The sequence below is a fragment of the Pannonibacter phragmitetus genome (genome assembly GCF_050510895.1).
In the GTDB taxonomy this organism is placed as follows: Bacteria; Pseudomonadota; Alphaproteobacteria; order Rhizobiales; family Stappiaceae; genus Pannonibacter; species Pannonibacter phragmitetus_B.
Genome location: NZ_JBNINT010000001.1, coordinates 2,197,104 through 2,221,388, shown reverse-complemented (window position 1 = coordinate 2,221,388; position 24,285 = coordinate 2,197,104). Strand labels below are relative to the sequence as shown.

The 24,285-nt window shown below is 60.2% G+C and carries 24 protein-coding genes and 3 pseudogenes; 20 read left to right on the top strand and 7 right to left on the bottom strand.

Going from position 1 to position 24,285, the window contains the following annotated elements; genetic code table 11:
• Positions 1-185 precede the first annotated feature (185 nt).
• The 10 genes and pseudogenes from ACQB61_RS10445 to ACQB61_RS10400 all read left to right on the top strand — a co-directional run bounded on the left by ACQB61_RS10445 (position 186) and on the right by ACQB61_RS10400 (position 8,108).
• Positions 186-803, top strand: a complete 618-nt coding sequence (locus tag ACQB61_RS10445; protein ID WP_430512581.1) for a DUF2254 family protein — start codon at positions 186-188, stop codon at positions 801-803.
• A 37-nt stretch (positions 804-840) separates the two neighbouring features.
• Positions 841-1,317 carry a DUF2254 family protein gene (locus ACQB61_RS10440; protein WP_430514345.1) on the top strand — a complete coding sequence of 159 codons (477 nt, stop codon included), beginning with the start codon at positions 841-843 and terminating at the stop codon, positions 1,315-1,317.
• Entirely contained in the window at positions 1,314-1,721 is a 408-nt protein-coding gene (locus ACQB61_RS10435; protein WP_430512580.1) for a YARHG domain-containing protein, read from the top strand. Before ACQB61_RS10440 ends, ACQB61_RS10435 begins: the two co-directional genes overlap by 4 nt.
• Positions 1,722-1,801: 80 nt before the next feature.
• Positions 1,802-3,280, top strand: a complete 1,479-nt coding sequence (mgtE, locus tag ACQB61_RS10430) for a magnesium transporter (RefSeq protein WP_430512579.1) — start codon at positions 1,802-1,804, stop codon at positions 3,278-3,280.
• Between the two features lie 91 nt (positions 3,281-3,371).
• Positions 3,372-3,769 (top strand): annotated as a pseudogene (locus ACQB61_RS10425) (MerR family transcriptional regulator).
• A gap of 26 nt (positions 3,770-3,795) precedes the next feature.
• Positions 3,796-4,242, top strand: a complete 447-nt coding sequence (locus ACQB61_RS10420; protein ID WP_430512578.1) for a PaaI family thioesterase — start codon at positions 3,796-3,798, stop codon at positions 4,240-4,242.
• Positions 4,243-4,267: 25 nt separating this feature from the next.
• Positions 4,268-4,717 carry an N-acetyltransferase family protein gene (locus tag ACQB61_RS10415; RefSeq protein ID WP_430512577.1) on the top strand — a complete coding sequence of 150 codons (450 nt, stop codon included), beginning with the start codon at positions 4,268-4,270 and terminating at the stop codon, positions 4,715-4,717.
• 36 nt (positions 4,718-4,753) lie between these two features.
• Positions 4,754-5,926, top strand: coding sequence for an isovaleryl-CoA dehydrogenase (locus tag ACQB61_RS10410; RefSeq protein ID WP_430512576.1), 1,173 nt, complete (start codon positions 4,754-4,756; stop codon positions 5,924-5,926).
• Positions 5,927-6,475: 549 nt separating this feature from the next.
• Entirely contained in the window at positions 6,476-7,444 is a 969-nt protein-coding gene (locus ACQB61_RS10405; RefSeq protein WP_430512575.1) for a GGDEF domain-containing protein, read from the top strand.
• A gap of 49 nt (positions 7,445-7,493) precedes the next feature.
• A complete protein-coding gene (locus tag ACQB61_RS10400; protein WP_430512574.1) occupies positions 7,494-8,108 on the top strand; it encodes an ATP-dependent Clp protease proteolytic subunit in 615 nt (204 codons plus the stop codon).
• 70 nt (positions 8,109-8,178) lie between these two features.
• On the opposite strand, the gene ACQB61_RS10395 is transcribed toward ACQB61_RS10400, so the two are convergent.
• Positions 8,179-8,586, bottom strand: a complete 408-nt coding sequence (locus tag ACQB61_RS10395; RefSeq protein WP_430512573.1) for a hypothetical protein — start codon at positions 8,584-8,586, stop codon at positions 8,179-8,181.
• Positions 8,587-8,775: 189 nt separating this feature from the next.
• On the opposite strand from ACQB61_RS10395, the gene ACQB61_RS10390 reads away from it, so the two are divergent.
• The 3 genes from ACQB61_RS10390 to ACQB61_RS10380 all read left to right on the top strand — a co-directional run bounded on the left by ACQB61_RS10390 (position 8,776) and on the right by ACQB61_RS10380 (position 10,992).
• The gene (locus tag ACQB61_RS10390; RefSeq protein WP_430512572.1) at positions 8,776-9,654 is read left to right on the top strand and encodes a YdcF family protein; all 879 of its coding nucleotides are present in this window, start codon (positions 8,776-8,778) and stop codon (positions 9,652-9,654) included.
• A gap of 95 nt (positions 9,655-9,749) precedes the next feature.
• A complete protein-coding gene (locus tag ACQB61_RS10385) occupies positions 9,750-10,445 on the top strand; it encodes a GAF domain-containing protein (protein WP_430512571.1) in 696 nt (231 codons plus the stop codon).
• Positions 10,387-10,992, top strand: coding sequence for an adenylate/guanylate cyclase domain-containing protein (locus tag ACQB61_RS10380; RefSeq protein WP_430512570.1), 606 nt, complete (start codon positions 10,387-10,389; stop codon positions 10,990-10,992). The genes ACQB61_RS10385 and ACQB61_RS10380 overlap by 59 nt, the downstream gene beginning before the upstream one ends.
• Here the strand turns inward: ACQB61_RS10380 and ACQB61_RS10375 are convergent.
• Entirely contained in the window at positions 10,875-11,633 is a 759-nt protein-coding gene (locus tag ACQB61_RS10375) for a DUF599 domain-containing protein (RefSeq protein WP_430512569.1), read from the bottom strand. The two genes, ACQB61_RS10380 and ACQB61_RS10375, sit on opposite strands and share 118 nt — an antisense overlap.
• Positions 11,634-11,896: 263 nt before the next feature.
• On the opposite strand from ACQB61_RS10375, the gene ACQB61_RS10370 reads away from it, so the two are divergent.
• The gene (locus ACQB61_RS10370; RefSeq protein ID WP_256387621.1) at positions 11,897-12,031 is read left to right on the top strand and encodes a hypothetical protein; all 135 of its coding nucleotides are present in this window, start codon (positions 11,897-11,899) and stop codon (positions 12,029-12,031) included.
• Between the two features lie 84 nt (positions 12,032-12,115).
• On the opposite strand, the gene ACQB61_RS10365 is transcribed toward ACQB61_RS10370, so the two are convergent.
• Positions 12,116-13,069, bottom strand: coding sequence for an NAD-dependent epimerase/dehydratase family protein (locus tag ACQB61_RS10365; protein ID WP_430512568.1), 954 nt, complete (start codon positions 13,067-13,069; stop codon positions 12,116-12,118).
• 117 nt (positions 13,070-13,186) lie between these two features.
• On the opposite strand from ACQB61_RS10365, the gene ACQB61_RS10360 reads away from it, so the two are divergent.
• Together ACQB61_RS10360 and ACQB61_RS10355 are read left to right on the top strand one after the other, a co-directional pair.
• Positions 13,187-13,621: a DUF1489 family protein gene (locus ACQB61_RS10360; protein WP_430512567.1), complete on the top strand. Its 435-nt coding sequence runs from the start codon at positions 13,187-13,189 to the stop codon at positions 13,619-13,621.
• A gap of 110 nt (positions 13,622-13,731) precedes the next feature.
• Positions 13,732-14,415, top strand: a complete 684-nt coding sequence (locus ACQB61_RS10355) for a DnaJ domain-containing protein (RefSeq protein WP_430512566.1) — start codon at positions 13,732-13,734, stop codon at positions 14,413-14,415.
• Positions 14,416-14,430: 15 nt separating this feature from the next.
• Here ACQB61_RS10355 and ACQB61_RS10350 read toward each other — a convergent pair whose 3' ends face one another.
• Positions 14,431-14,970 (bottom strand): SPOR domain-containing protein, encoded by a 540-nt coding sequence (locus ACQB61_RS10350; protein WP_430514344.1) that lies wholly within the window; start codon positions 14,968-14,970, stop codon positions 14,431-14,433.
• A gap of 390 nt (positions 14,971-15,360) precedes the next feature.
• A pseudogene (locus ACQB61_RS10345) lies at positions 15,361-16,043 on the bottom strand (D-alanyl-D-alanine carboxypeptidase family protein); the annotation flags it as partial.
• 353 nt (positions 16,044-16,396) lie between these two features.
• On the opposite strand from ACQB61_RS10345, the gene ACQB61_RS10340 reads away from it, so the two are divergent.
• From ACQB61_RS10340 to clpA, 3 genes are all read left to right on the top strand, one after another.
• Complete coding sequence (locus ACQB61_RS10340; protein ID WP_430512565.1) at positions 16,397-16,729, top strand: phasin family protein; 333 nt, start codon at positions 16,397-16,399, stop codon at positions 16,727-16,729.
• 603 nt (positions 16,730-17,332) lie between these two features.
• Entirely contained in the window at positions 17,333-17,662 is a 330-nt protein-coding gene (gene clpS / locus ACQB61_RS10335) for an ATP-dependent Clp protease adapter ClpS (protein WP_026355966.1), read from the top strand.
• A 13-nt stretch (positions 17,663-17,675) separates the two neighbouring features.
• Entirely contained in the window at positions 17,676-20,108 is a 2,433-nt protein-coding gene (gene clpA, locus ACQB61_RS10330; RefSeq protein WP_430512564.1) for an ATP-dependent Clp protease ATP-binding subunit ClpA, read from the top strand.
• Between the two features lie 91 nt (positions 20,109-20,199).
• On the opposite strand, the gene purU is transcribed toward clpA, so the two are convergent.
• The gene (gene purU / locus ACQB61_RS10325) at positions 20,200-21,084 is read right to left on the bottom strand and encodes a formyltetrahydrofolate deformylase (protein ID WP_430512563.1); all 885 of its coding nucleotides are present in this window, start codon (positions 21,082-21,084) and stop codon (positions 20,200-20,202) included.
• A gap of 328 nt (positions 21,085-21,412) precedes the next feature.
• Here purU and ACQB61_RS10320 point away from each other — a divergent pair, with 328 nt between their 5' ends.
• Positions 21,413-23,221, top strand: a complete 1,809-nt coding sequence (locus tag ACQB61_RS10320; RefSeq protein ID WP_430512562.1) for a BCCT family transporter — start codon at positions 21,413-21,415, stop codon at positions 23,219-23,221.
• A 56-nt stretch (positions 23,222-23,277) separates the two neighbouring features.
• Here the strand turns inward: ACQB61_RS10320 and ACQB61_RS10315 are convergent.
• Positions 23,278-24,253, bottom strand: a pseudogene (locus ACQB61_RS10315) (GlxA family transcriptional regulator).
• Between the last annotated feature and the right edge of the window lie 32 nt (positions 24,254-24,285).

Here is a 24,285-nt window from a genome sequence, read left to right as displayed (position 1 = left end):
AGCCGCATCAAGGCGCGGCATCAACCTGCGGAAAGGCGGCTTCATGAGCAAATGGCGCTGGATATTGCAGCAATATGGCCAGCGGCTGTGGGTGCGCGTCTGGTTCTTCTGTCTGGCCTCCGTAGGCGTGGCACTGGGCGGCGCGCTGGTGGACAAGGCAGGCAGTCTGCCGCGATCTCGTACACGTGGAAGCTCGGGCCGTTTCGGGCATTCTGGACATTCTTGCCAGCAGCATGCTCGCCGTGACGACCTTCTCTCTTTCCATCATGGTTTCTGCCTATTCGGCTGCGGCCAGCTCCACCACGCCACGCGCCAACAAGCTGATGTTGAGGGACAACACGTCTCAGAACGCGCTGTCGGTCTTCATCGGAGCGTTCCTGTTCAGTCTTGCGGGAATCATCGGGCTTTCCAGCGGACTCTATGGAGACGGCGGCCGTCTCGTGCTGTTTCTGGCAACGCTCGGGGTCGTGGTTCTCATTGTTGTGGTGCTGATCGGCTGGATCAATTACCTGTCGCGGCTGGGCCGTGTGGGCGAGACGATCGATCTTGTCGAGCGCGCAACAGCTGGCGCCATGCGCAGCCGTTGTCTGGCGCCTTGTCTGGGGGGATGCAAGGTTTCTGCGGGAGCTGCCCTGTCATCGGGGAAACCGCTGCTCTCACCCGTCATCGGTTACATTCAGTATATCGACATGGCCGGCCTGTCGCGGATCGCCGACGCGGGGAAGCTGGAAGTTCATCTTTGCGCCTTGCCCGGCCATTTTAACGACAGCGTTCAGCCCTTGATGTATGTGACAGGGGGCTGACGAGGAGACCTGCGCTGCGCTTGTTGCCGCCGTCACCATTGGCGATGAACGCTCTTACGATCAGGACCCGCGCTTCGGGCTCGTGGTGCTGAGCGAGATTGCCTGCCGGGCGCTGTCCCCGGCGGTGAATGATCCAGGCACAGCAATTGACGTGATTGGCACAGGCCTGCGGCTATTGGGGCAATGGCTGCGGGAAGAGGGTGAGCCTGACGATCAGGTCCCATTTCCGCGCGTGCATGTTCCTGCCCTGAAGCTCGGTGACATGTTCGAGGATCTGTTCTGGGGCATCGCCCGGGATGGCGCGTCGAATATGGCGGTTGGAGTTCGCCTGCAGAAGGCCTTTCTGGCGCTGGCGCAGATGGAAGGCGGACGGGCTGCGCAGGAAGCTGTACTCGTATCCAGAATCGCCAGCCAGTTCTCCTCTGAAGCTCTCGTGATTGAGGCTGACCGCAAGCGCATCGAGAGCATTGCAGCGGAAGTGCAGGCGGTTGCGGAGAAAAGGGCGGGCGTATGACAGGCATCAGGAAAGCAGTCTTGTTGCTGATGCTCGCCGGCACGCTCTGCGGCTTTGTTTCGGCCGAGCAGCGGGCCAACATGCAGAAATCGCCGGAGGAGCTTTACGGGCTCGGCTGTGATCAGCTCTGGTATCTGCGGGAGAAAATCCGCGCAGAAGGCGGTATCTGTCCGAGAGGTGACCGGGAGCTCAGGGCTTTTTTCGCAACAGGAGATGCCTGTCCCCCAATGAGGGAATCCTCGTCTCTGAGGTGCGCAATTATCTGGCTGAACTCCGCAAGGTTGAGGCCGCAAAGGGCTGTCCGCCGGAGTGACTGGCTGGCGCGGTCTTCTGGCATGGTGCAGTGCCGCAACCGCCATGTGAAAACTACTGGCGGAGCCGTGAAACCGTCCGGTTTTCAATAGCCAAAGCAGCATAAGACAGTTAGGTGTGAGGCGCGGGCCGCTGCCTCCGGCCCGATGTGTGCGCATGACAGGAGGGAGCCATGACTGACGCCGGCAAAAACGACGCAGGACCTGAGTTTACCCCTGACTCCACGCCAAATCCTGCGAAACTGCCTGAGGGGAACAGCGCCGGGCCGTTCCATGAGGCAGAGATCCCTGTTCATGGTGAAGATGGCTGGCTGAACGAAGCCTTTATTACGGCTGTCGCGGAGGCTGTTGCAGCGCAGGATAGCGAGGCCGTGCGCGCGCTGGCAGGTGATTTGCACGAAGCGGATGTCGGCGAGCTGATTGATGCTCTGCCCGAAGCCGAGCGCCCGGTTTTCGTGCGCCTCATGGGCGACCTGTTCGACTATGCTGCGCTTACGGAAATGGACGAGGCGGTGCGCGTCCGCCTGCTGGAGGAACTGCCGGCTGCCGATATCGCCGAGGGCCTTGGCGAGCTCGACTCGGACGATGCGGTCTACATTCTTGAAGACCTCGACGCGGAAGATCAGGCTGCGATCCTCGATGAGCTGCCGCTGAACGAGCGTGTGCAGCTGGAACGGGCCCTTGATTACCCCGAAGACAGCGCCGGCCGGCGAATGCAGTCCGACTTCATCGCCGTGCCGCCCTTCTGGACGGTGGGGCAGACCATCGACTACATGCGCGAAGACAAGGATCTGCCCGACACCTTCTACGAAATCTATGTTGTCGATCCGGGTTTCCGGCTTGCCGGTGCCGTTGCGCTGGACAAGATCCTGCGCACGCAGCGGGCGGCCAAGGTGTCCGATATCATGCAGGACGAGCTCAAGAGGGTTCGTGCGACTGACGATCAGGAAGAGGTTGCGCGTCTCTTCGAGCGCTACAACCTTGTTTCTGCGGCTGTTGTTGATGACAGCGACCGGCTTGTTGGCGTGCTGACGGTCGACGACATCGTGGACGTGATCCAGGAAGAAGCGGAAGAAGACATGCGCGCCCTCGGCGGCGTGGGCGATGAAGAGATTTCGGATACGGTGATCACCATCGCCCGCTCGCGCATCGTGTGGCTGATTGTCAATCTGGGCACAGCGCTTCTGGCGGCAAGCGTGATTTCCCTGTTTGAAGATACGATCCAGGCCATGGTGGCGCTGGCCGTGCTGATGCCCATCGTTGCTTCCATGGGCGGCAATGCAGCAACACAGACGATGACGGTTTCCGTGCGTGCGCTGGCGACGCAGGAACTGGATACCCGCAACATCTGGCGGGTTCTGCGCCGCGAGGTGATGGTCAGCTTCATCAATGGCACGGCACTGGCTGTGCTTGTGGGGGTGACGGCGGCAGTCTGGTTTGAAATGCCGGGTCTCGGCATTGTCATTGCCTCGGCGATTATGGTCAATCTGGTCTGTGCCAGTCTCGGCGGTCTGCTGATCCCCGTAACGCTGGACCGGCTGAAAGCGGATCCTGCCATTGCGTCGAGTGTGTTTGTCACCATGGTGACGGATGTGATCGGCTTCTTCGCTTTCCTCGGCATTGCTGCACTTTGGTTCCAGTTGCCGTTCTAAATTTTCATAAGATATTGAAAATAAACATATTAAACAAACTTATTGACTTTGACGTAAACGTCCATGAATCTCTGTCCATGATGGAGGCTTCATGGAACCGCGGCTCTATACGATCACCCAGCTGACACAGGAGTTCGGGATCACCACCCGCACCTTGCGCTTCTATGAGACGCAAGGGTTGATCACGCCGCAGCGGCGCGGCCGTCAGCGGCTCTACAAGCCTGCGGACCGGACGCGGCTGAAGCTGATCCTGCGCGGCAAGCGACTTGGCTTCTCGCTGACCGAGATCAGCGAAATCATCGGCATGTATGGCAAGGCACCGGGGAGGCCGGGCAGCTGCAGCTGCTCATGCGCAAGATTGCCGAACGGCGTGCCGAGCTTGAGGAAAAGCGCAATGACATCGAACTGACGCTGGCCGAACTTGCCGAGGTTGAGCGCGGTTGTCTGGCGCGGTTGGATGAATTGGGCATTCCGCAGAAGACGGACTGAGGATCGTCAACGGGGAGGAGGAAACCATGACAGCATTCGAGCCGCGCGATCCACTTTGGGAGGAGAGGGTCCGCAGGAGTTTTGCCCGCCAGCCTTTCATGGGCCATCTGGGCGCAAGTCTCAGCCATCTTGCCCCCGGCGAGGTGGATATCGAGATGCCGCACCGGGCGGAACTGACACAGCAGCACGGCTTTTTTCACGCAGGGTCCACCACCTCTATTGCAGACAGCGCCGCCGGCTATGCCGCCCTGTCGCTTTATCCGGCTGGCACAGGCGTGCTGAGCACCGAATTCAAGATCAACCTGCTCAACCCCGGCAAGGGTGAAAAGCTTGTGGCGCGGGGGCGCGTCATCAAGCCAGGCCGCACGCTGACCATCTGCCGCTCCGATGTCTATGGCGTGACCGGAGATGGGGAAATTCACGTGGCAACCGGGTTGTTCTCAATGATCTGCCTTGAGGGCGTCGAGGACTAGGCATCAGCCAGGCAAGTGAGGAACAATGACGCAATCTGCAATCACTATCCGCCCGCTTCAACCTGAGGACCGTGCCGAATGGGCGGAGCTCTGGAAGGCTTATCTCGCCTTCTACGAAACCGAAAAGCCGCAGCAGCAATATGACCTCACCTGGTCGCGGCTGATGACACCGGACGAGGACCCGCATGGCCTTTGCGCCGTGGATGCAACCGGACGGCTCGTTGGTATCGTGCACTACATCTACCACCGCTCCTGCTGGACCGACGGACCCTACTGCTATCTGCAGGATCTTTATGCCGACCCGTCCGTGCGCGGTCAGGGCGTGGGCCGGGCGCTGATCGAGGCGGTGTATGCCGCAGCCGACGCGTATGGGGCGCCCTACGTCTATTGGCTGACGCAGGAATTCAACGCAACTGCGCGCCAGCTCTATGACCGCATTGGCAAGGCCACACCTTTCATCAAATACACCCGCTGAACGGCCGGGAGGGCCGGGCGACTGGAGGAAAAGCCCATGATCCGCAACGACTTTCCGTCATTCAATTTCAACCTCGGCGAAACCGCCGACATGCTGCGCGACAGCGTGCGCTCCTATGCGCAGGACCGCATCGCGCCGCTCGCGGCCCGGATTGACCGGGACGACTGGTTCCCGCGTGAACTATGGCCCGAGATGGGGGATCTCGGCCTGCATGGCATCACGGTGGAAGAGGAGTGGGGCGGGGCAGGGCTCGGCTATCTGGAGCACTGCATCGCCATGGAAGAGGTGAGCCGTGCCTCCGGCTCCATCGGCCTTTCCTACGGCGCCCATTCCAATCTCTGCGTGAACCAGCTTCGCCGCTGGGGCAACGAAGACCAGAAGAAACGCTACCTCGGCAAGCTGATCAGTGGTGAGCATGTGGGTGCGCTGGCTATGTCCGAGCCGGGTGCTGGTTCGGATGTGGTGTCGATGAAACTGCGTGCGGACAAGAAGGGTGACCGCTATGTGCTGAACGGCACCAAGATGTGGATCACCAACGGCCCCTGCGCGGACACGCTGATCGTCTATGCGAAGACAGATCCGGCCGCTGGTTCGCGCGGCATCACGGCGTTCCTCATCGAGAAGGGCTTCAAGGGCTTCTCGGTGGCGCAGAAGCTGGACAAGCTGGGCATGCGCGGCTCGGAGACCGGGGAACTCGTTTTCGAGAATTGTGAAGTGCCGGAGGAAAATGTGCTGGCCGAAGTGGGCAAGGGCGTCAACGTGCTCATGTCTGGCCTCGATTATGAGCGCGCTGTCCTGGCCGCAGGCTGCATCGGCCTGATGCAGGCGGCGATGGATGTGGCCATCCCTTACGTCCACGAGCGCCAGCAGTTCGGCGCACCCATCGGCACATTCCAGCTCGTGCAGGGCAAGGTGGCGGACATGTATGTGACCATGAATGCCACCAAGGCCTATGTCTATGCCGTGGCACAGGCCTGTGACCGGGGCGAGACCACGCGGGAAGACGCAGCCGGAGCGATTCTCTATGCCGCCGAAAACGCAACCAAGGTGGCTTTGGATGCAATTCAGCTTCTGGGTGGCAATGGCTATATCAATGATTATCCCACAGGCCGGTTGCTGCGCGACGCCAAGCTCTACGAGATCGGGGCAGGAACCAGCGAAATCCGCCGCATGCTGATTGGCCGCGAGATTTTCAACAAGACGGCCTGAGCCTGCTGCTCAACAGATGGAGTGATGCCGCCTCAGGTTGCTGTGAGGCGGCGCACTGCATTTTCTGGTTTCTGGTGAGATGAATAAAGCCGAAGCGCCTGAGAATATTTAACTTTGCGATAAATCCTGAGGGCCTAACGTACTTGCGCAAAGCGCAGCAAGGTGCCCGGATTGACTATTGATACCCCTTCAATGCTGGCGGTGTTGGCCAGCCTGTTTCTGGTTGGGGGCATTCAGCTGTTCCGGCTCTGGCTTATGGAGCGGGAACGATCCGGTATTCTACTCTGGTCGGTAAGCCTGCTTGTCCGTGTCCCGGCATATGGACTTCTGGCAATCCGGGAAGTGGTTCAGCAGCCTTGGGTGCTTCACTTCGGACACTCCTTCCTTTATCTGGCGGCAGGCATCGGCTACGCCGCCACGCGCCGCTTCTCGGGACGAGGCACCTCTCTGCTGGCTGTTCTTGTCCCTGTTGCGATCTGGAACTGCCTCACCATTATCCCGGGTTTTCTGGAGAGCAGCAGCCTGCGTCTGATCAGTCTGTCCACGATCATGCTTCTCTATTCCGCAGCAACAGCATTAGAATTTTACCGCGCGCACCTGTTGGCCCGGCCGGTTCAACTGCTTTTTACGGCCTTGTTTCTGGGTGGTACCCTGATGCATGGCTGGCGGATGGTGTTGATTATCAGCTCTCCGGAAACAGCTGACTATTTCACCAGTATCAGTGAAAATGGCAGTGTCTCTCAGTTCATCGCAGCCATCGTTCTGACGTCCGTCGCCATTTTGAGCGGTTGTGTGCTGTTCCGGGAGAACAGGCTCACGACCTTGCGGCGTGAGGCGGAAGAAGATTCTCTGACGGGCCTGATGAACAAGGGCACCTTTCGCCAGAGCTCAGTGCGCGCCATTGAAGAGGCACAGCTTGCCGGAAAGCCGGTGTGTATGATCCTGTTCGATCTTGATCATTTCAAAACGATCAATGACCGCTTCGGACATGCTGCCGGGGATACCGTGCTGCAGGCCTTCAGTCAGCTGATGCGCGACAGGCTTGGCCCCCATGGCTTGACGGGGCGCATCGGCGGCGAGGAATTCGCATGTCTTCTGACCGGGGATGCAGTGACAAAAGCGGCAGATCTGGCCGAGGGATTGCGGCTTCAGACACGCGTCATGGCCATGCTGGGCGGGGCACAGGATCTCAGGGTGACCGTCTCTGCTGGTGTTTGCGCCATGCAGACGAATACAGGCTTTGATGAATTGTTCCTGCGGGCGGATTGGGCTCTCTATGCGGCCAAGCGAAGGGGGCGCGATTGCGTCGAAGTGGATGCGCCGCAGAGCCCTGATGCAGCGCCGAACCTGGGGGTGACCAGTCAGCCCCTGCTGCTGCTCCCAATGTGGGGAACGGTCTGCTGGCGGCTCTTTCCTGAAACTGTCAGCTGTTGTTGCCCAGTTGATAACCCTTGTGTGTCTAAATGCGTGTCTTCATTGCGGGGCGGCAACGCTTCGCTTAAGTATGGGCCTATGTGAACCCGTGCCGGCCCTGCCGGCGCACCGTGACAATGGAGCTATCCTGCGCATGAGCAATTATATGAATCCGGTGCCGGCCCGCCTCGACGATGACGAGGACGAGAAGACCAAGACGCCGCAGTCGGTTCAGGTCGACAAGCATCTGTTCGATGCGCGCACCGTCCTCATCACTGGCCCGATCACTCAGGAACTGGCCCGTGACGTCTGCGCCCGCCTGCTGGCTCTGGCTCAGGTTTCTGGTGATCCGATCACCGTGATCGTGTCTTCTCCGGGCGGCCACGTCGAGTCCGGCGATATGATCCATGACACCATCCGCTTCATCCGTCCGGAAGTGCGTATCCTCGGCATGGGCTGGGTGGCGAGCGCTGGCGCGCTGATCTACGTATCGGTGCCGAAAGAGCGCCGCTACTGCACGAAGAACACCCGCTTCTTGCTGCATCAACCGTCCGGTGGTGCAGGCGGTATGGCGACCGATATCGAAATCCAGGCCCGCGAAATCATCAAGATGCGCGACCGCCTGAACCAGATCTTTGCCGATGCCACCGGCCAGCCGATCGAGCGCATCGAGAAGGACACCGACCGTGACTACTGGATGAGCCCGGAAGAGGGCATCGCCTATGGCCTCGTCGGCAAAGTCGTCAGCAGCGCTGAGGAAGTGAAGTAATCAGGTGGGCCTCCACCGATAAGCGAAAGCCGCCGGTTCTGCCGGCGGCTTTTTGCATTTGGAAGGTTGATCAGAAAGATCGCGCCTGTAACTGAGGCCGTTCCTGCATCTGCGCGGGATGCGGCTGGCGAACCGCATGATGACGGATCTGCTCCAGCGCAGCATAGATCTGCGGCCGTAATCCGGCCGTTTGCGGGCGCAGCGTCAGCTCCTCTATGAACATGTCCCGCACTTCGTCAAAGGCCGAATGCGAGTTGCAGATATGCGAGAAGGCATGGTGAATGGCTGGCCCTTCATAAAACGGCGCCCCGCCAAACAGGAAGATCAGGAACTCCGTCAGATCCTCGCGAAGCAACTCGGCCTCATGTGGCAACAGGACGTCTGATGGCCGTGAGGTGTTTTGCAGACGCACACGTAGGACCTGCCGCACTGCACGTTCGATGACGGAACGTCCGCCCAGTTCAATGTAAAGTGTCATATCTCTGCCCCTTGCTGAAATGCCCAGTGTCCAGCCGGGTTTGAAGGTGCGTCAGGTGGCTTTACAGGCGTGTGATCTGGGTCACGGCTTGCAGCAATCCTTCAAAATTGTCAGAAATGACAGGCTGAAGTGCACCGGGCAGGGGATCACCCCTTTGCCTTAGGTTTTTGCCATGCAGCGGCCGGTGCGATGCGCTACAAGCGGCGCGGGGCGGTCAACAGGAGCGAGGCGGACGCGGACATGGAACTGGCTGAGAACGTATTTTTCTATCTTTCCAAGATTGCCTTCTTCTTCATGCGTCCGTCGAATTTCATCCTGCTCGTACTCGGCGCCGGTTTTTTCTGTCTGCTTGCCTCCCGTCTGCGCAAGACCGGGCTTTTTCTCACCGGGGCCGGCGTTTTCCTCTATGCCCTGGTTGGTCTCTCGCCCTTCGGCAACATGATCACCATTCCGCTTGAAGACAGGTTTCCCGCCCCTGTTACACTTCCTGACGAGGTAAGTGCCATCATCGTTTTGGGCGGTGCGCTTGACACGACGATTGCAAGCTCGCGGCCCTATCCGGGGATCACCATGGCAGCCGAGCGCCTCACGGTGGTGCCGGAGCTGGCGCGGCGCTATCCGCAGGCGAAGGTCGTGCATTCAGGCGGGGAGGGGCTGCTCTTTGCCAGTGCCACCACTGAGGCGGTCGCGGCGGAGCGCGTGTTTGAAGGCTTCGGCATCGATCCGGAGCGGATCGTGATGGAAGACCGCTCGCGCAACACCTGGCAGAACGCGGTGGAGACACGTGCCCTGCTGTCCCCGCAGCCGGGTGAAAAATTCCTTCTGGTGACGTCTGCCTATCACATGCCGCGTGCCATGGGTGTGTTCCGGCAGGCGGGCTGGGAAGGTGTTATCGCCTACCCTGTGGACTGGCGCACCCGAGGTCCGCAGGATATGTGGCGCCCGTTCGGTTCCTCTTCCGAGGGATTTCTGCGGGTGGATATTGCAGTCAAGGAATGGGTTGGCCTCGCCGTTTACTGGATGAGCGGGCGCAGTTCGTCGCTGTTCCCGTCGCCTGACGATCAGTAGCCCCTGTGTGAACGCACTGGTGAAGCGCAAGCCATCTTCCCAAGGAGCCTCCGGCCCCTATCTTGAAGACTTGATAGCCGGATACGGAGACTCCGATGTCTTTCGAGGCGCCGCTTGCTGCGGCCGACATCATTCAGTGGCTTTATGGCGAAGCGGTCGAGGTGCAGGACAGCCAGGAGCTGGTCCGCCACCTTGGAGAGCGCCTGCGCGATGCGCGCATTCCGGTCGACAGGATCAGCACCGGCATTGCAGTGCTTCATCCAAATGTGCGTGCGGAAAGCGCCCTGTGGACCAGTGACGGGCACACGGAACTGCGCCGCTACGTGGAAGCGCCCGATCTGCAGGCGTCCTATGACCGCAGCCCGCTCAAGGTTGTCTACATGGAGGGCCGCCCCGTCCGTATTCATGTGACGCCAGAAGCGGAAGAGGGCGAGTATGGAATTCTGCCCGAGCTGAGGGATGGGGGCTTCAAGGACTACATCGCCATGCCGATGCCCTTCTCCGATGGCACCACAAAAGCGCTGACGCTGGCAACCCGTTCGGAAGCTGGCTTTACGCCTGCCCATCTTGCCGTGTTTGAATCCATCGCCCGGCCACTGGGGCTGATCTGTGAACTGAACACCTTGCGGCGCACTGGCGGCAACGCTGCTCGATACCTATGTCGGGCCGCGCGCCGGTTCACGGGTGCTGCAGGGAAGTATCAAGCGCGGTGGCGGCGAATTGATCTCAGCCGTGATCAGCTTTGCAGATCTGCGCGGCTTCACAACCCTTTCCAACCGGCTGCCGGGTGAAAAGCTGATCGAGCTGCTCAACACCTATTTTGGCGCGATGGCTTCGGCTGTTGAGGCGCAGGGGGAGGTGCTGAAGTTCATCGGCGACGAGGTGATGGCAATCTTCCCCTATGAGTCAGCGGATGAGGCGCGGCAGGCTTCGCTGCGTGCTGTGTTCGCGGCACAGGAAGCTGTTATGCGCATTGCCGAAGTGAACCTCAACTGCTGTGCGGAAAGTCCGGAAATCAAGGTGGGCATCGCGCTGCATGCCGGTGATGTGTTCTTCGGCAATGTGGGCAGCGAGACGCGGCTGGATTTCACGGTCGTAGGTCCTGCCGTCAATCTCGCCTCGCGCATTGCTGGCCTTGCAAAGGCCCTGGATCGCGAGATCCTTGCCTCAGAGGCAGTTGCCGGGATGCTGGGTTGCCAGGGCGGCAAAGTCGGAACCTATTATGTGAAGGGGTTCGATGAGCCTGTTTCGGTTTTTGCGCCGCCGCTGGGCGGGGCGCCCTGCGCCAGCCCCTGCAGTGATGCCATGACAGCCGTGCGGGCATTCGACGCGAACTGACGGCGCAGCAGCACAGCGACAACCGACAAGGTGGTAATGATCAGGCCCCACGGGCCTGCCAGCCACCCCAGAAAGCCAATCGAGAAGAACAGGGCCCGCTGGCCCCGGTTGAAGTGCCGTCCCGCCAGAGCATTCAGCCTTGCGGCCTTGTAGGCGATGGTCTCGATCACGTCCTTGTCGCCTGTCGCCGCATCAGGCACAGATCCCATGACGATGCTCGAGTAGTTGAAAAGCCGGTAGGCCCAGCCAAACTTGAAGAAGGCATAGGCAAAGATCAGCATCAGGCCGATCACCTTGATCTCCCAGACCACCCGGTTGCTTTCAACGGGAACAGAGAGGTCACCAGCAATCTGGACGATGCGCTCCGTGCCGTCGAGCAGGGTGAAGGAGCCGCCGATGGCCAGAAGGGCGGTCGAGGCGAAGAAACTGGTACCTTGTTGCAGACCGGTAAGGATTGCCGTGTCCATGATCCGCACGGGCCGCTGCGCCATCGTGCGCATCCACGCAAAGCGGTACTGCTCCATCATTTTGGACAAGGTGCGTTCCCGCAAGGGGGACAGTTCCACAAGGATGTTGAAGCTGAGCCAGGTGGCCAGAAAAATGCCAAGGGCGATAAGATCCAGTGTGGACAGCGCTGCCATGAAATTTTCCCAAAAGTTTCCAGAAACTTGCCGAAACCTTACCAGAATCAGGCAGCGATCTGAATTATCCAGAACTATCAGATGCATGAGCGTGCGGCGCAAGTCCATGGCGCACCATGCAATTTTCCAGGAACGCATAGCCGTCGCAGCAGCTATCACGATTTTGCGCTTGCGAAGGCGTTAGGCCTTCATTAAATATCATGCCGCAAAGACGCCATATTTGAGGCAAGTGCCTTATGGTGTTCCCACATACAAGGGTTTTCATGGACGAAAACGTACAGAAGTCCTGCTGGGGCGTCACCGCGTGGACGGTGATCGTTCTCGGGGGCATGCTGGCTTTGGTCATGCTGTTCGCTGATGCAGAAACTGCCAAGACGGCGGTCGCTATCGCGGGATAACAGCCCCAGATGTCCAGGAAAAAGGCGCGGCTCAACACCGCGCCTTTTTTCATGTGCACCAGGGTTCTTCAATGTGCTCTGTCGTCATGCCGTCGTCTGGCCGGGCGTCTCCCGTTTCGCCAGCGGGGAGGGCAGAGGACCGGCGGCAATGCCGACAAGGCTCTCAAGGCTGGTGCGCTTTGGGGCCCAGCCCAGCATCTTGACAGCCCTTGCAGGTGAAACGGTCTGGGAACGGCCATAGCCTGCCTGCCAGTCGAGCCGCGGGTCATCCGCAGTCCCGTTCAGCGGCTCAAGCGTCACCGGTGCTCCGCAAGCTTCACCTACCAGTGAGGCAATCTCGCCAACCCGGGCCGAGCCGATGCCCGCGCCGAACAGGCTGAGGCGGAACTGGGTTGAATCGAGTGCCAGCAGATAGAGCTCCGCCAGATCATCCGCATCCACAAGCGGCCAGAGCGTGTCTTCCGTTGCTTTCGTGCGGAATGGTTCTCCGCTGCAGGCTGCCGCTGCCATCTCCGCCAAAGGCCCCGCATCGGGGCCGCAGACGAGCGCTGGATGAATGACGGCAACACCCATGCGCTGCACATTCTGCAAGGACCGGATGATCTCGGCCAAATGGCTGAAAGCGGGCAGAGGTTCAAAGGCGGTGCTTTCGCTCAGCACCACGTCACCTGATGGCGGAAAGAGCCAGATCCCACCGGTATAGACCAGCCGCGGCGGTGCCTCGGCCTGCAGGCATGTCTGCCGCATGACCGCAGCAAAGTGCCGTTCCGCAGGCGCAGGGCCACCAGCCGCGTGAATGATGCCCTTGCAGGACAAGGCGCTGTGAATCCACGTTTCCGGTTCTTCCAGGTCGCCCGGCACGGGAATCGCGCCGAGGCTGTCGATTTCTTCAGCGCTGGCGCTGGAACGCGCAAGCGCCGCAACACGTCTCCCGTCCTGGCGGAGACGCCGCAGGATCGCGCTGCCGATGAGGCCGGTGGCACCGGTAAGGAACACATCCATGTGGACCAGTGAAGCTGCTTCGCCGGGGTAAGGCAAGCCTGTTCATCCTGCCTGTGCAAAAGCTCCTTTTTGACAGCCTCTTGCGGCCCTGCTGCCGGGTGCTGGTTTCTTTGCCTCTTTACCGGGGACGGGGGGCTCTGATAGGCACGAGGCATGGCACTTCATCTGGTAAAGCTCTGTGTCGGCGCGGACAGCGTCGAGGACCTTCAGGCGTGGATCGATTTCCGCATGGATCAGCTGCGTGCAGCAGGGCTGCCTGCTGAGCAGACCCATACGACGCGGATGATTCCGACCCGGAAGGATGAGCTGCTGGACGGCGGTTCTCTCTACTGGGTGATCAAGGGCTTCATCCAGGTGCGTCAGATTCTGACCGGCATCCGCTCCTTCACGGACGATGCTGGCGTCAAACGGTGCGATCTGGTGCTGGAGCCGCGGCTGATTCTGACACAGATGCAGCCCCGCCGCCCGTTCCAGGGCTGGCGTTATCTCAAGGACAACGAGGCTCCCGCCGACATCAAGGGCACCCGCACGGGTGGAGACATGCCCGAGGAAATGCGCCGGGAACTGGCCGAACTCGGCCTTCTCTAGGTCATTGCGGCGGGCGGGTCTATCGGCCCTGCACTTGCGCAGGCTGCTGCGGGTCTTGCAGGATGGGGCAGGGCCGGATAGTCCGGCAGTGATGCACCCGGGATCCCTTTATGCCGTATCTGCTGCTTGGCCTTTTGCTTCTTGCTGTTTTCCTGCTGGCCGGAAAATCCTTCACATCAGCCTCGCCGAAGCTTCTGGCGCGCAGAACCCGCGCTCTGGGCGGCATAGCCCTGCTTGCTATTGCAGTTGTTCTTGCGGTGACGGGGAGGATTGGTCTGGCTGCCCTTGCCGCCAGCCTGGGCGCGCCTCTGCTCGGCTGGGCCTTGCCCTGGCAGAAGGGGCGCCTGCGCATAGGGCGGCAAGAAACGCCATGGCTTTTCATGGAGCGGGACGGGCAGAGCGGGGAGGTGCGGGGAGCGGTGAAGGCCGGGCGTTTCGCGGGCCGCCCCCTGAACTCGCTTCAGTCTGGCGAGCTCAGGGACCTGTGGGCAGAGCTGGCGGCAGATCCCGCCAGCCGAAGATTATTTGAAGCTTACCTCGACGGCCGGGTGCCCGGCTGGCGTGTACACTTCGAGGCGGACGCCGCAAACCGGCATCGCGGCACGGCGGGCACGGGCGCCATGACAGATGAGGAGGCCTACCAGATCCTGGGGCTTGCGCCCGGCGCCGGCGAAGCGGAAATCCGAGCTGCGCACCGCCGGCTTATGAAGCGGCTCCATCCCGACCACGGCGGGACGAGCTTCCTGGCTGCGAAACTCAACGAGGCTAAAGACAAGCTTCTCAGAGGACATTGATCCCACCCCACGCAGTTACTGATAGATGGTGTAGCAATTGAACTTCGCACGCTTGAGCGACTGGCAGGCAGCCTGTGCCTGGTTCTTGTCGTTGAAGCCGACAAAGCGTGCGCGGTACATGGTCTGGCCTTTGGCTGTCACTTCCTCGGTGTAAGGATCACGGTTGCGCAGGGCCGAACCCGTTGCTGCCTTGGCCTTCTTCAGCAGGCCGATGGCCGCTGTTTCCGATACGGCAGCGCCGATCTGAACCTGCCAGCCGGGAGCTGCATCCGCGGTGTTGTTGGTGGCAACCGTTACCGTGGTGCTTTCGCTGGCAGCGGCGGGCGCAGGCTTGTGCGAGACGGTTTCCGGTGCCGGAACTGTCTCCACCGGAGCGGATTCAATCACGGCAAAGGCAGCAGCTACGCGCGGCGCCGGGCGCAGGTTTGCGCCAGGACGGATCGTGGACGTTTCGACCACGATGGCCGGAGCAGGAGAGGGCAGCGCGACATTTCCGTCAGCTGAAGCAACCTGAACTTCCTGCTGTGCCTGAACAACGGCGCGGGCAGTGGCCATCGCCGGCGCAGGAGAGGGAACCGGGACCGGAGCCTGAACCTGAGCGGCCTGAACCGGAGCCTGCGGCGCGGGCGCCGGAACCGGCGCGGGAACGTCTGCTGCAGAAGCTACTGCGAACGGAAGCTCAGCCGGTTCGGTCTCGGGCTTGCTGTTGGGCACCGGTGCGCGCAGCGGAGCCTTGACCCGGATCGGTGCGGTCGGCTTGGCGTCGGCAACGACTGCCGAAGATGTATTGTGAACCAGCAGCGGCGCGCTGCGCGGGCCACGGCTTGCCTTGGGCATATATTCGTTGATCAGCTTCACCATCTGCGCATCGCGCGAACGGCCGGTGGTCCCGCCCATGACGACAGCGACGATCTGACGGCCATCGCGTTCGACAGACGTGACCAGATTGAAGCCGGAGGCGTTGATATAGCCGGTCTTGATGCCGTTCACGCCGGGAACGGCGCCCAGAAGACGGTTGTGATTGCCGTGCGTACGGCCCTTGTAGGTGAACGAACGGGTCTTGAAGAGTTCGAAATGCTTAGGGAAACGGTCCTGAATGGCGCGGCCGAGCGTCGCCATGTCACGTGCCGTTGTGCGCTGACCGGCATTCGGCAGGCCATGCGGATTCTTGAAGGTGGTCTTGCTCATGCCAATCTGGCGGGCAGTCCGGGTCATGCGATCCGCAAAGCGCGCCTCGGAGCCGCCGATGTTCTCAGCGATAACGGCCGCGACGTCATTGGCCGACTTGGTCACCAGCGCCAGGATGGCATCCTTGACCTCAATCGTGGAGCCGGGCCGCAGACCAAGCTTTGAGGGCGGACGTGCTGCCGCATAAGATGAAACCTTGAGGGGGTGTCCATCCGCAGACGGCCGGCCTCAAGTTCCTCGAACACAATATAAAGCGTCATGATCTTCGTCAGCGACGCAGGAAAGCGCAGCTCGTCCGCAGAGGCGGAGTAGAGCGTCTTTCCGGTTTTTACGTCGACCACGATCCCAGCATATTTTGAACTCTGCTGGGCGGCGGCCGGACTGACCGAAAGGCTCAGTGCAATGGCAACTGCACCAATGGCGCGTCGTGCAAATCTCATGAAAGAGGATGCTGCGTGCAAATCAGGCATACTAACCGAACTCTCAACTTCCCGTTCTGGGTTTAACCAAGCCGGAAGGGATCGGTCTCCGTCACGCAACATCTGCGCATGACGCGAGCAATCGTCCCAACGCTCCCCGTGAAGCCACCTTGCCCGAAACGCGGTTACAAATGAGTAAAGCCGTGTCAATTTTAATCGCTCGTGAACCCTAACGGTATGCGTACGTAGTGGTCATTATATTGCGGTGCAAAAAGAACGTTGACATCGTTGTGCATTGCGTCATTATTAGGCAACCCGACGCGAGACGCGCCGATCAAGATTTCCCATTGCGGATCCACGAGCGAGGGCAGGACATGATGAACAACTTTGAAGACATCCAGAAGCTGGGCAAGGAAAACATGGACCAGGCCATGCAGACTGCTGGCAATGTGACCAAGTCCCTGCAGGCGATTGCTGCCGAGATCGCTGACTTCCAGAAGAAGTCCTTCGAGGACAGCTCTGCCGCGATGGAAAAGATCGTGTCCGCCAAGTCCCTCGACAAGGCTTTTGAAGCTCAGAGCGAGTTTTTCAAGACGAGCTACGAAGGCGTTGTCAGCGAAATGACCAAGATCGGTGAAATGTACACCGACATGGCCAAGGATCTGTACAAGCCTTACGAAGGCATGCTCTCGAAGTTCGGAAAGTGATCTTTCCGGCGCCTTGAGGTGTCGTGCTTCTGAAAATGAAAAGGCCTGACTGCCCCGCAGTTGGGCCTTTTGCATTGCAAAAAATACCATGATGGGTGGTGGCCGCAGCCACCTTTTGCCCGTCCCTTGCGCAGGTGCCCTGCATGTTCCGCCGGTCGCATGCCGGTTTGTGCAGTGGTTTCCGCGCATGCCACGCTTCAGCCTGGCGCAGGCTGCCTCTTCCATAATGCGATGCCGTCCCTACATTGGTTAAGACTGAAACAGGCCGCAGGGCTTGACAGGGCAGCGCCGGACGCCATCTGCAAAACAGGCCATTGCGCGGGCGTTGTAACAGCGTCAGGATCAAGGTCAGTTATTGGGCTTTTGCGTGAGTCCTTTTAGTATGGGGCATAGGGCTTCCTGCCCGTTGTGGCGGTGAGACTGTGGTAACATACGCCGGTGTAGGCTGATGGACATCATGGTCCGGCAGGCCTTGGAACAGGGTTTGCAGAGAGCTGCATTGGGATTGAATGACAGCTGCTCACAATGCCGTGAACCGGCCTGTTGGGCAGCCCGCTCCTCCGCAAGGAGTTGAGCGGCAGAAAAGACAAGATGGGCACGGGAATGGCAAGCGGATCGCGCCGGAATGAGGATGGAGATGCCGGGACTGTCGTCGTCACAAAGACGAAGACGGTCACAAAACGGCCCAATCTGTACAGGGTGCTGTTGCTGAATGACGACTACACCCCGATGGAGTTCGTCATTCATGTGGTCGAGCGCTTCTTCCAGAAGAACAGGGAGGAAGCGACACGGATCATGCTCCACGTACACCACCATGGTGTCGGGGAGTGCGGAATATACACCTATGAGGTGGCCGAGACGAAGGTGACCCAGGTCATGGACTTCGCCCGCAAGCATCAACATCCGCTGCAATGCGTGATGGAGAAAAAGTAAGGGAACCAGACACGTGCCGTCATTCTCCCGAAGCCTCGAAAAAGCCCTGCACCAGGCTCTCGCCTTTGCCAACGAGCGTCAGCAGGAATACGCGACGCTTGAGCATCTGCTGCTGGCACTAGTTGATGATCAGGACGCGGCAGCCGTGATGCGTGCCTGCAGCGTTGACCTTGATCTTCTGCGCCGCAATCTTGTCGATTATATCGAGACCGAGCTGGAGAACCTCGTCACTGGTGGCGAGGAAGATGCCAAACCGACTGCCGGCTTCCAGCGGGTCATTCAGCGTGCCGTCATTCATGTCCAGTCCTCGGGACGGGAAGAGGTGACCGGTGCCAACGTGCTTGTTGCGATTTTCGCCGAGCGCGAGAGCCATGCCGCCTATTTCCTGCAGGAGCAGGACATGACGCGCTATGATGCGGTCAATTACATCTCTCACGGAATTGCCAAGCGGCCGGGGCTGTCTGAGCCGCGTCCGGTCCAGGGCGTGGAGGATGAAGCTGCCATGCCGGAAGAAGCTGAATCCAAGCCGAAGAAGAAGAACGACGCGCTCGAGGCCTATTGCGTCAATCTCAATGAAAAGTCCAAGGCCGGAAAGGTCGATCCGCTGATCGGCCGTAACGCCGAAGTGACCCGCACGATCCAGATCCTCTGCCGCCGCTCGAAGAACAATCCGCTCTTCGTCGGTGACCCGGGTGTGGGCAAGACCGCCATTGCCGAAGGGCTGGCGCGGCGCATCGTCAACAAGGACGTGCCCGAAGTGCTGCAGGATGCCACCATCTTCTCGCTCGACATGGGCGCGCTGCTGGCCGGTACCCGCTATCGCGGCGACTTCGAGGAGCGCCTGAAGCAGGTGGTGAAGGAGATTGAGGAATATCCCGGCGCGGTGCTCTTCATCGACGAGATCCATACGGTGATCGGTGCAGGCGCCACCTCCGGCGGCGCCATGGATGCGTCCAACCTGCTGAAGCCTGCGCTGGCCTCTGGCGCGATCCGCTGCATGGGCTCGACCACGTACAAGGAGTACCGCCAGTTCTTCGAGAAGGACCGGGCCCTCGTTCGCCGCTTCCAGAAGATCGACGTGAACGAGCCGTCGGTGCCTGATGCCATCGAGATCCTGAAGGGCCTGAAGCCCTATTTCGAGGACTTCCACAAGGTCAAATACACCAACGAGGCGATCAAGACCGCGGTGGAGCTGTCGGCCAAGTACATCAACGACCGCAAGCTGCCGGACAAGGCAATCGACGTGCTGGATGAAACCGGCGCCTCGCAGATGTTGCTGCCGGAAAGCCGCCGCCGCAAGACCATCGGCGTCAAGGAAATCGAGACGACGATTGCCACCATGGCCCGCATCCCGCCCAAGTCTGTCTCGAAGAGCGACGCAGCGGTGCTGTCGAGCCTGACGGAGGATCTGAAGCGTGTGGTCTATGGTCAGGACAAGGCCATTGAAACGCTCTCCAGCGCTATCAAGCTGGCTCGGGCGGGCCTGCGCGAACCCAACAAGCCGATCGGCAGCTATCTGTTCTCCGGCCCCACGGGCGTCGGCAAGACGGAAGTCGCCCGCCAGCTTGCGGCCTCGCTTGGCGTGGAGCTGCTGCGTTTCGACATGTCCGAATACATGGAGCGCCACACGGTCAGCCGTCTCATCGGCGCGCCTCCAGGCTACGTTGGCTTTGATCAGGGTGGCTTGCTGACCGACGGCATCGATCAGCATCCCCATTGCGTGCTGCTGCTGGATGAGATCGAGAAGGCCCATCCGGACCTCTTCAACATCCTGCTGCAGGTGATGGACCACGGCAAGCTGACCGATCACAACGGCAAGCAGGTCGATTTCCGCAATGTCATCCTGATCATGACCACCAATGCCGGCGCATCCGACATGGCGAAGGCCCCGATCGGCTTCAACAAGCTGAAGCGGGAAGGGGATGATCAGGAGGCGATCAACAAGCTGTTCACGCCGGAATTCCGCAACCGTCTCGATGCGGTCATCCCCTTCGGCAATCTGCCGGTTCAGGTGATCTATCAGGTGGTGGAGAAGTTCGTCATGCAGCTGGAGGCACAGCTTGCTGACCGCGGTGTGACCTTCGAACTGACGCCGGAAGCCATCGCCTGGCTGGCGGACAAGGGGTACGACAGCCAGATGGGCGCCCGCCCGCTGGGCCGTGTCATCCAGGAGCACATCAAGCGGCCACTGGCCGACGAGGTGCTGTTCGGTAAGCTGCAGAAGGGCGGCACGGTCAAGGTCACCGTCAGCGAGGACGGGGCAGGGCTGCTGCTCGAAACCGTTGAAGAAAAGCGCAAGGCTGCCCCCGCCCCAGAGCCCGAGACGCTGCCGGCCAAGAAGAAGCGCAAGGCTCCCGCCGCCAAGGCCGCCGAGCCTGCGGCAAAGCCCGCGCCCAAGGCCAGCCCGAAGAAGTCCAGCGTCCCGAAAGTGCCGCTGGCCGACTGACAGGCTCTTAAAACAATGCGCCCTGCAGCTCCTCATAAGGAACTGCAGGGCGTTTTTCATTTTGGCAGTGACAAGATAGATGGCTGGGTGATTAGCCCATGCGCTCCGATACATATTCGTTCGGGCTTGCAGGGAACACCACGGTCTTGTCTCCGCTGATGAAGACGCGATGGTGGATATGCGCGTGGATCGCGCGGGCGAGAACCTGGCTCTCGACGTCACGCCCGAGGCTCACATAGTCGTTGGCGCTTTGCGCATGGGTCACGCGCACCGTGTCCTGCTCGATGATCGGGCCTTCATCCAGATCGGCAGTCACGTAGTGGCTGGTCGCGCCGATCAGTTTCACGCCACGGTCGAAGGCCTGCTTGTAGGGATTTGCGCCCTTGAAGCTGGGCAGGAAGCTGTGATGGATGTTGATGATCCGGCCGGACATCTTGGTGCACATTTCGTCTGACAACACCTGCATGTAACGGGCGAGAACCACCAGCTCGGCACCGGTATCACGGACGATCTTCATCTGCTCGGCTTCGGCCTGAGCCTTGTTTTCCTTGGTCACCTTGATGCAGTGAAACGGAATATCGTGGTTCACCACCACTTTCTGATAATCCATATGGTTCGAGATGACGGCCACGATGTCGATCGGCAATGCCCCGATCCGCCAGCGGTAGAGCAGGTCGTTCAGGCAGTGCCCGAAACGGCTGACCATGATGACGACTTTCATCTTCTCACTGAGATCGTGGAAGGAATGAACGATGTCCGATCCAGCTATCTCCGCTCGGAATGCCGTGTCCAGCTCCTCGCGCGTGCGGCCCTTCTCGGAGATGAAGCTGAGGCGCATGAAGAAGCGATTGTTCTGCACGTCGGTAAACTGCGAACTGTCATAGATGTTGCAACCCGCGTTCGCCAGGAAGGACGAGATCGTCGCGACAACCCCGATCCGTACGGGGCAGGATAATGTCAGGATAAGCTGGGACATCGGCAATTTCCTTTTCGCGGTCGCTGAAGAGGGGCATTGGCCGGGGAGGTCACAAAGCGGGCGCCGGCCTATTTGTTAGCCGTAGCGGCTGCGGTTGTTCCGGGCGTGAAGATTTGCGACGCAGGACCAGCAGCTTTGCGCCAGGCCGCAGCGGCCTGCGTTTCTTGAAAGGCTGGCAGGGCTGGACACGTTCCGGTGCGTGTTCGGGCGGACGCATTGCTACTGGTGGAATGTCGTTCCCATTCTGCGGCGGCGCGGCGCTTCGACACATAACGATGGCGGTACCAGTTGCTTGTCTCGTGCTTCGTTCGAGCCAGCCGCAAATTGCATGGAAATGAAAGCCGAAGGACTCTCTCCTTCCTGCACGGACGGGCGCTTTGCGACCCGGCTGAAGGGTACGCTTTACTTCATGCTCGAAAACAAGACGGCGTTCGTCGGCGAGGTTCCCCTTCAGGCAGGCTCTGGCCCACTTCAGGAGGACGAAAGCTTGACCAATGTGACAGAAAACGGCGCTAAAGCCGGGGAACAGCGCGGTTTGAAGCCGCCCACAAACGAAATAAAGACCAGCTATGAGGCGGGGCAGGACAATATAAACGGGCGTTTGGGACCCTTGGGTTATAGCGTTCACAACCCCGTCTTTCTCATTTCCGCTCTTTGCGTCATCGCCTTTGTCGTTTTCACCCTCGCGCTGCCAACGCTTGCAGGAGAGCTTTTCTCCGCCCTGTTTTCCGGTGCGACAAAGGGATTTGACTGGTTTTTCATCGGCGCGGCCGATGTGTTTGTCATCCTTTGCCTCATTCTTGTGGTCAGCCCATACGGTAAGGTCCGGCTTGGCGGCGCTGGTGCCGTGCCGGATTTTGGCTACGTGAGCTGGTTCTCGATGCTTTTTGCTGCCGGCATGGGCATCGGTCTGATGTTCTATGGTGTCAGCGAACCGCTGAGCCACTTCGGTTCGTCTGCAGGCGGCATACAGGCGGGTGCCGATGGGGTCCGCACCGACTGGTCTCCTCTTGGGGCTGCGGCGAACGAGCAGGAAGCAATCCGGCTGGGCATGGCCGCCACGATCTTCCACTGGGCACTTCATCCCTGGGCGATCTATGCAGTCGTCGGGCTTAGCCTGGCGCTGTTCAGCTATAACAAGGGCTTGCCGCTGACGATCCGTTCTGCCTTCTATCCGATTTTCGGCGAGCGGGTCTGGGGGTGGCCGGGGCACATCATTGATATTCTTGCCGTCTTCGCGACCCTGTTCGGGCTGGCGACTTCGCTTGGTCTCGGAGCTGTTCAGGCCAATGCCGGGTTCAACAAGCTGTTTGGCATGCCTGTCAACGAGACCTCGCAAGTCATCCTGATCATCGGAATTACGGCAATCGCGCTCTACTCGGTCATCCGTGGGCTTGAGGCTGGTGTGAAGCGCCTGTCCGAGCTGAACATGGTTCTTGCATTCGTGCTTTTGATGTTCGTTCTGTTTGCCGGGCCGACGCTGCTGCTGATGACAGACATGGGCAAATTTCTTCTGGCCTATCTTCAGTACCTGCCTGCCTTGTCAAACCCGGTGGGGCGTAGTGACGTCAACTTCATGCAGGGCTGGACCTCGTTCTATTGGGCCTGGTGGATCAGCTGGTCACCCTTTGTCGGCATGTTCATTGCCCGTGTCTCGCGTGGCCATACCGTGCGTGAATTCATCATCAGCGTTCTTCTGATCCCGTCGCTGGTTTGCGTGATCTGGATGTCGATCTTCGGCGGCACAGCAATCAGCCAGCTGGTCCGTGACGGTTACAGTGCCGCCCGTGACGCCGATCTGCCGCTGCAGCTGTTTGTGATGCTCGATGCACTACCGCTCGCTCAGATTACCTCCTTCGTCGGCATCGTGCTGGTGATTGTCTTCTTCGTGACGTCATCGGACTCGGGCTCACTGGTCATCGACACGATCACCTCAGGCGGCAAGGTGGATGCTCCGGTTCCGCAGCGCGTATTCTGGTGTGTGTTCGAGGCGATCGTTGCGATCGTTCTCCTGCTCTCTGCCAGCGGCCTGTCTGCTTTGCAGTCCATGGTGATTTCGACGGGCTTGCCCTTCACCGTGCTGCTGTTGCTGATGTGCGTTGCAATCTGGAAAGGCCTGGCGAGCGAGCCGCGCTGATCGACTGAAAGACAAAGGCTGGGAGGCGCCCGCACATGTTGCGGGCGCCTTTTTTGTCAGCTCCTGGCCTGCCGCAATGCCTGCGGGGTCTGACCATAACGGCGGCGGAACATCCGGCTCAGGTGCGAACTGTCGCAGAACCCGCATTCCAGCGCGATCTGCGAAATGGGCCGCTCGCCCGTGACGATCAGGTGATGGGCGAGAGACAGGCGCATGTCGAGAAACGCAGACTGCGGTGAAGTGCCGAGGGCTGCTTGAAAATGCCGTTCCAGCTGGCGTTTGCTGTGACCGATCCGGCTGGCGATTTCGGCCACGGTGAAGGGCTGCTCGATGTTCTGCTGCATCATGAGAAGCGCGCGCAGCACCATTGGATCGCGGGTCTTGAAGTCCATCGTGATGCCAGGCTGCGGCTTGTCCGCCTGAAGCGCCTCGTCGATGATCATGATGTGCAGGCTCTTGCTGGCCTGTGCCCTGCCGACGTGCTTGTCGACCAGATAGGCCGCCAGGTGAGCCGAGCTGACGCCGCCGGAGCAGGTCAGGCGGTCGCGATCCACCACGAAAATCTGGTCCGTGACCGGGTTCAGCCCCTCGAACTGCTCAAGGAAATCGGCATGGTGGAACCAGCTGACGCAGCAGCGGTACCCTTTCAGAAGACCGGCTTGGTGCAGAAGAAAGGCCCCGGTGCACACACCCGCCAGCGGGACGCCTGCCGCAGCCGCCTCGTGCAGGAAGCGGTGATAGCCGGGGAAGCACGGCTTCGTCTTCCATCAGTCCGCCAATGACGACGATGTAATCGAAGCGGGCAGGATCGCCCAGGCGCTCCTTCGGTTGAACACTGATGCCGCAGCTTGAGGTGACCGGCTCCATCGTGTCCGACAGCACCGTCCAGTTGCACAGGATCGGCCGGCTGCGATCACCCTCGTCAGCTGCAAGACGCAGAACGTCGACGAAGTTGGCAAAGGCGCAAAGCGTGAAACGCCGCGCAAGGATGAAGCCGACAGAAAGGCGCGTGTTGCTCTGCTGGCGGCGCAGCGGATGGGGGCTGGCTGTGCTGGTGAAGCGCG

What these genes read in the sequence shown, in the direction of transcription:
- ACQB61_RS10435 (WP_430512580.1), top strand. Translation starts at nt 1,314, where the DNA reads ATGACAGGCATCAGGAAAGCAGTCTTGTTGCTGATGCTCGCCGGCACG.
- mgtE (WP_430512579.1), top strand. Translation starts at nt 1,802, where the DNA reads ATGACTGACGCCGGCAAAAACGACGCAGGACCTGAGTTTACCCCTGAC.
- ACQB61_RS10420 (WP_430512578.1), top strand. Translation starts at nt 3,796, where the DNA reads ATGACAGCATTCGAGCCGCGCGATCCACTTTGGGAGGAGAGGGTCCGC.
- ACQB61_RS10415 (WP_430512577.1), top strand. Translation starts at nt 4,268, where the DNA reads ATGACGCAATCTGCAATCACTATCCGCCCGCTTCAACCTGAGGACCGT.
- ACQB61_RS10410 (WP_430512576.1), top strand. Translation starts at nt 4,754, where the DNA reads ATGATCCGCAACGACTTTCCGTCATTCAATTTCAACCTCGGCGAAACC.
- ACQB61_RS10405 (WP_430512575.1), top strand. Translation starts at nt 6,476, where the DNA reads ATGCTTCTCTATTCCGCAGCAACAGCATTAGAATTTTACCGCGCGCAC.
- ACQB61_RS10400 (WP_430512574.1), top strand. Translation starts at nt 7,494, where the DNA reads ATGAGCAATTATATGAATCCGGTGCCGGCCCGCCTCGACGATGACGAG.
- ACQB61_RS10395 (WP_430512573.1), bottom strand. Translation starts at nt 8,586, where the DNA reads ATGACACTTTACATTGAACTGGGCGGACGTTCCGTCATCGAACGTGCA.
- ACQB61_RS10390 (WP_430512572.1), top strand. Translation starts at nt 8,776, where the DNA reads ATGCGCTACAAGCGGCGCGGGGCGGTCAACAGGAGCGAGGCGGACGCG.
- ACQB61_RS10385 (WP_430512571.1), top strand. Translation starts at nt 9,750, where the DNA reads ATGTCTTTCGAGGCGCCGCTTGCTGCGGCCGACATCATTCAGTGGCTT.
- ACQB61_RS10375 (WP_430512569.1), bottom strand. Translation starts at nt 11,633, where the DNA reads ATGGCAGCGCTGTCCACACTGGATCTTATCGCCCTTGGCATTTTTCTG.
- ACQB61_RS10370 (WP_256387621.1), top strand. Translation starts at nt 11,897, where the DNA reads ATGGACGAAAACGTACAGAAGTCCTGCTGGGGCGTCACCGCGTGGACG.
- ACQB61_RS10360 (WP_430512567.1), top strand. Translation starts at nt 13,187, where the DNA reads ATGGCACTTCATCTGGTAAAGCTCTGTGTCGGCGCGGACAGCGTCGAG.
- ACQB61_RS10355 (WP_430512566.1), top strand. Translation starts at nt 13,732, where the DNA reads ATGCCGTATCTGCTGCTTGGCCTTTTGCTTCTTGCTGTTTTCCTGCTG.
- ACQB61_RS10350 (WP_430514344.1), bottom strand. Translation starts at nt 14,970, where the DNA reads ATGGCCACTGCCCGCGCCGTTGTTCAGGCACAGCAGGAAGTTCAGGTT.
- ACQB61_RS10340 (WP_430512565.1), top strand. Translation starts at nt 16,397, where the DNA reads ATGATGAACAACTTTGAAGACATCCAGAAGCTGGGCAAGGAAAACATG.
- clpS (WP_026355966.1), top strand. Translation starts at nt 17,333, where the DNA reads ATGGCAAGCGGATCGCGCCGGAATGAGGATGGAGATGCCGGGACTGTC.
- purU (WP_430512563.1), bottom strand. Translation starts at nt 21,084, where the DNA reads ATGTCCCAGCTTATCCTGACATTATCCTGCCCCGTACGGATCGGGGTT.
- ACQB61_RS10320 (WP_430512562.1), top strand. Translation starts at nt 21,413, where the DNA reads ATGGAAATGAAAGCCGAAGGACTCTCTCCTTCCTGCACGGACGGGCGC.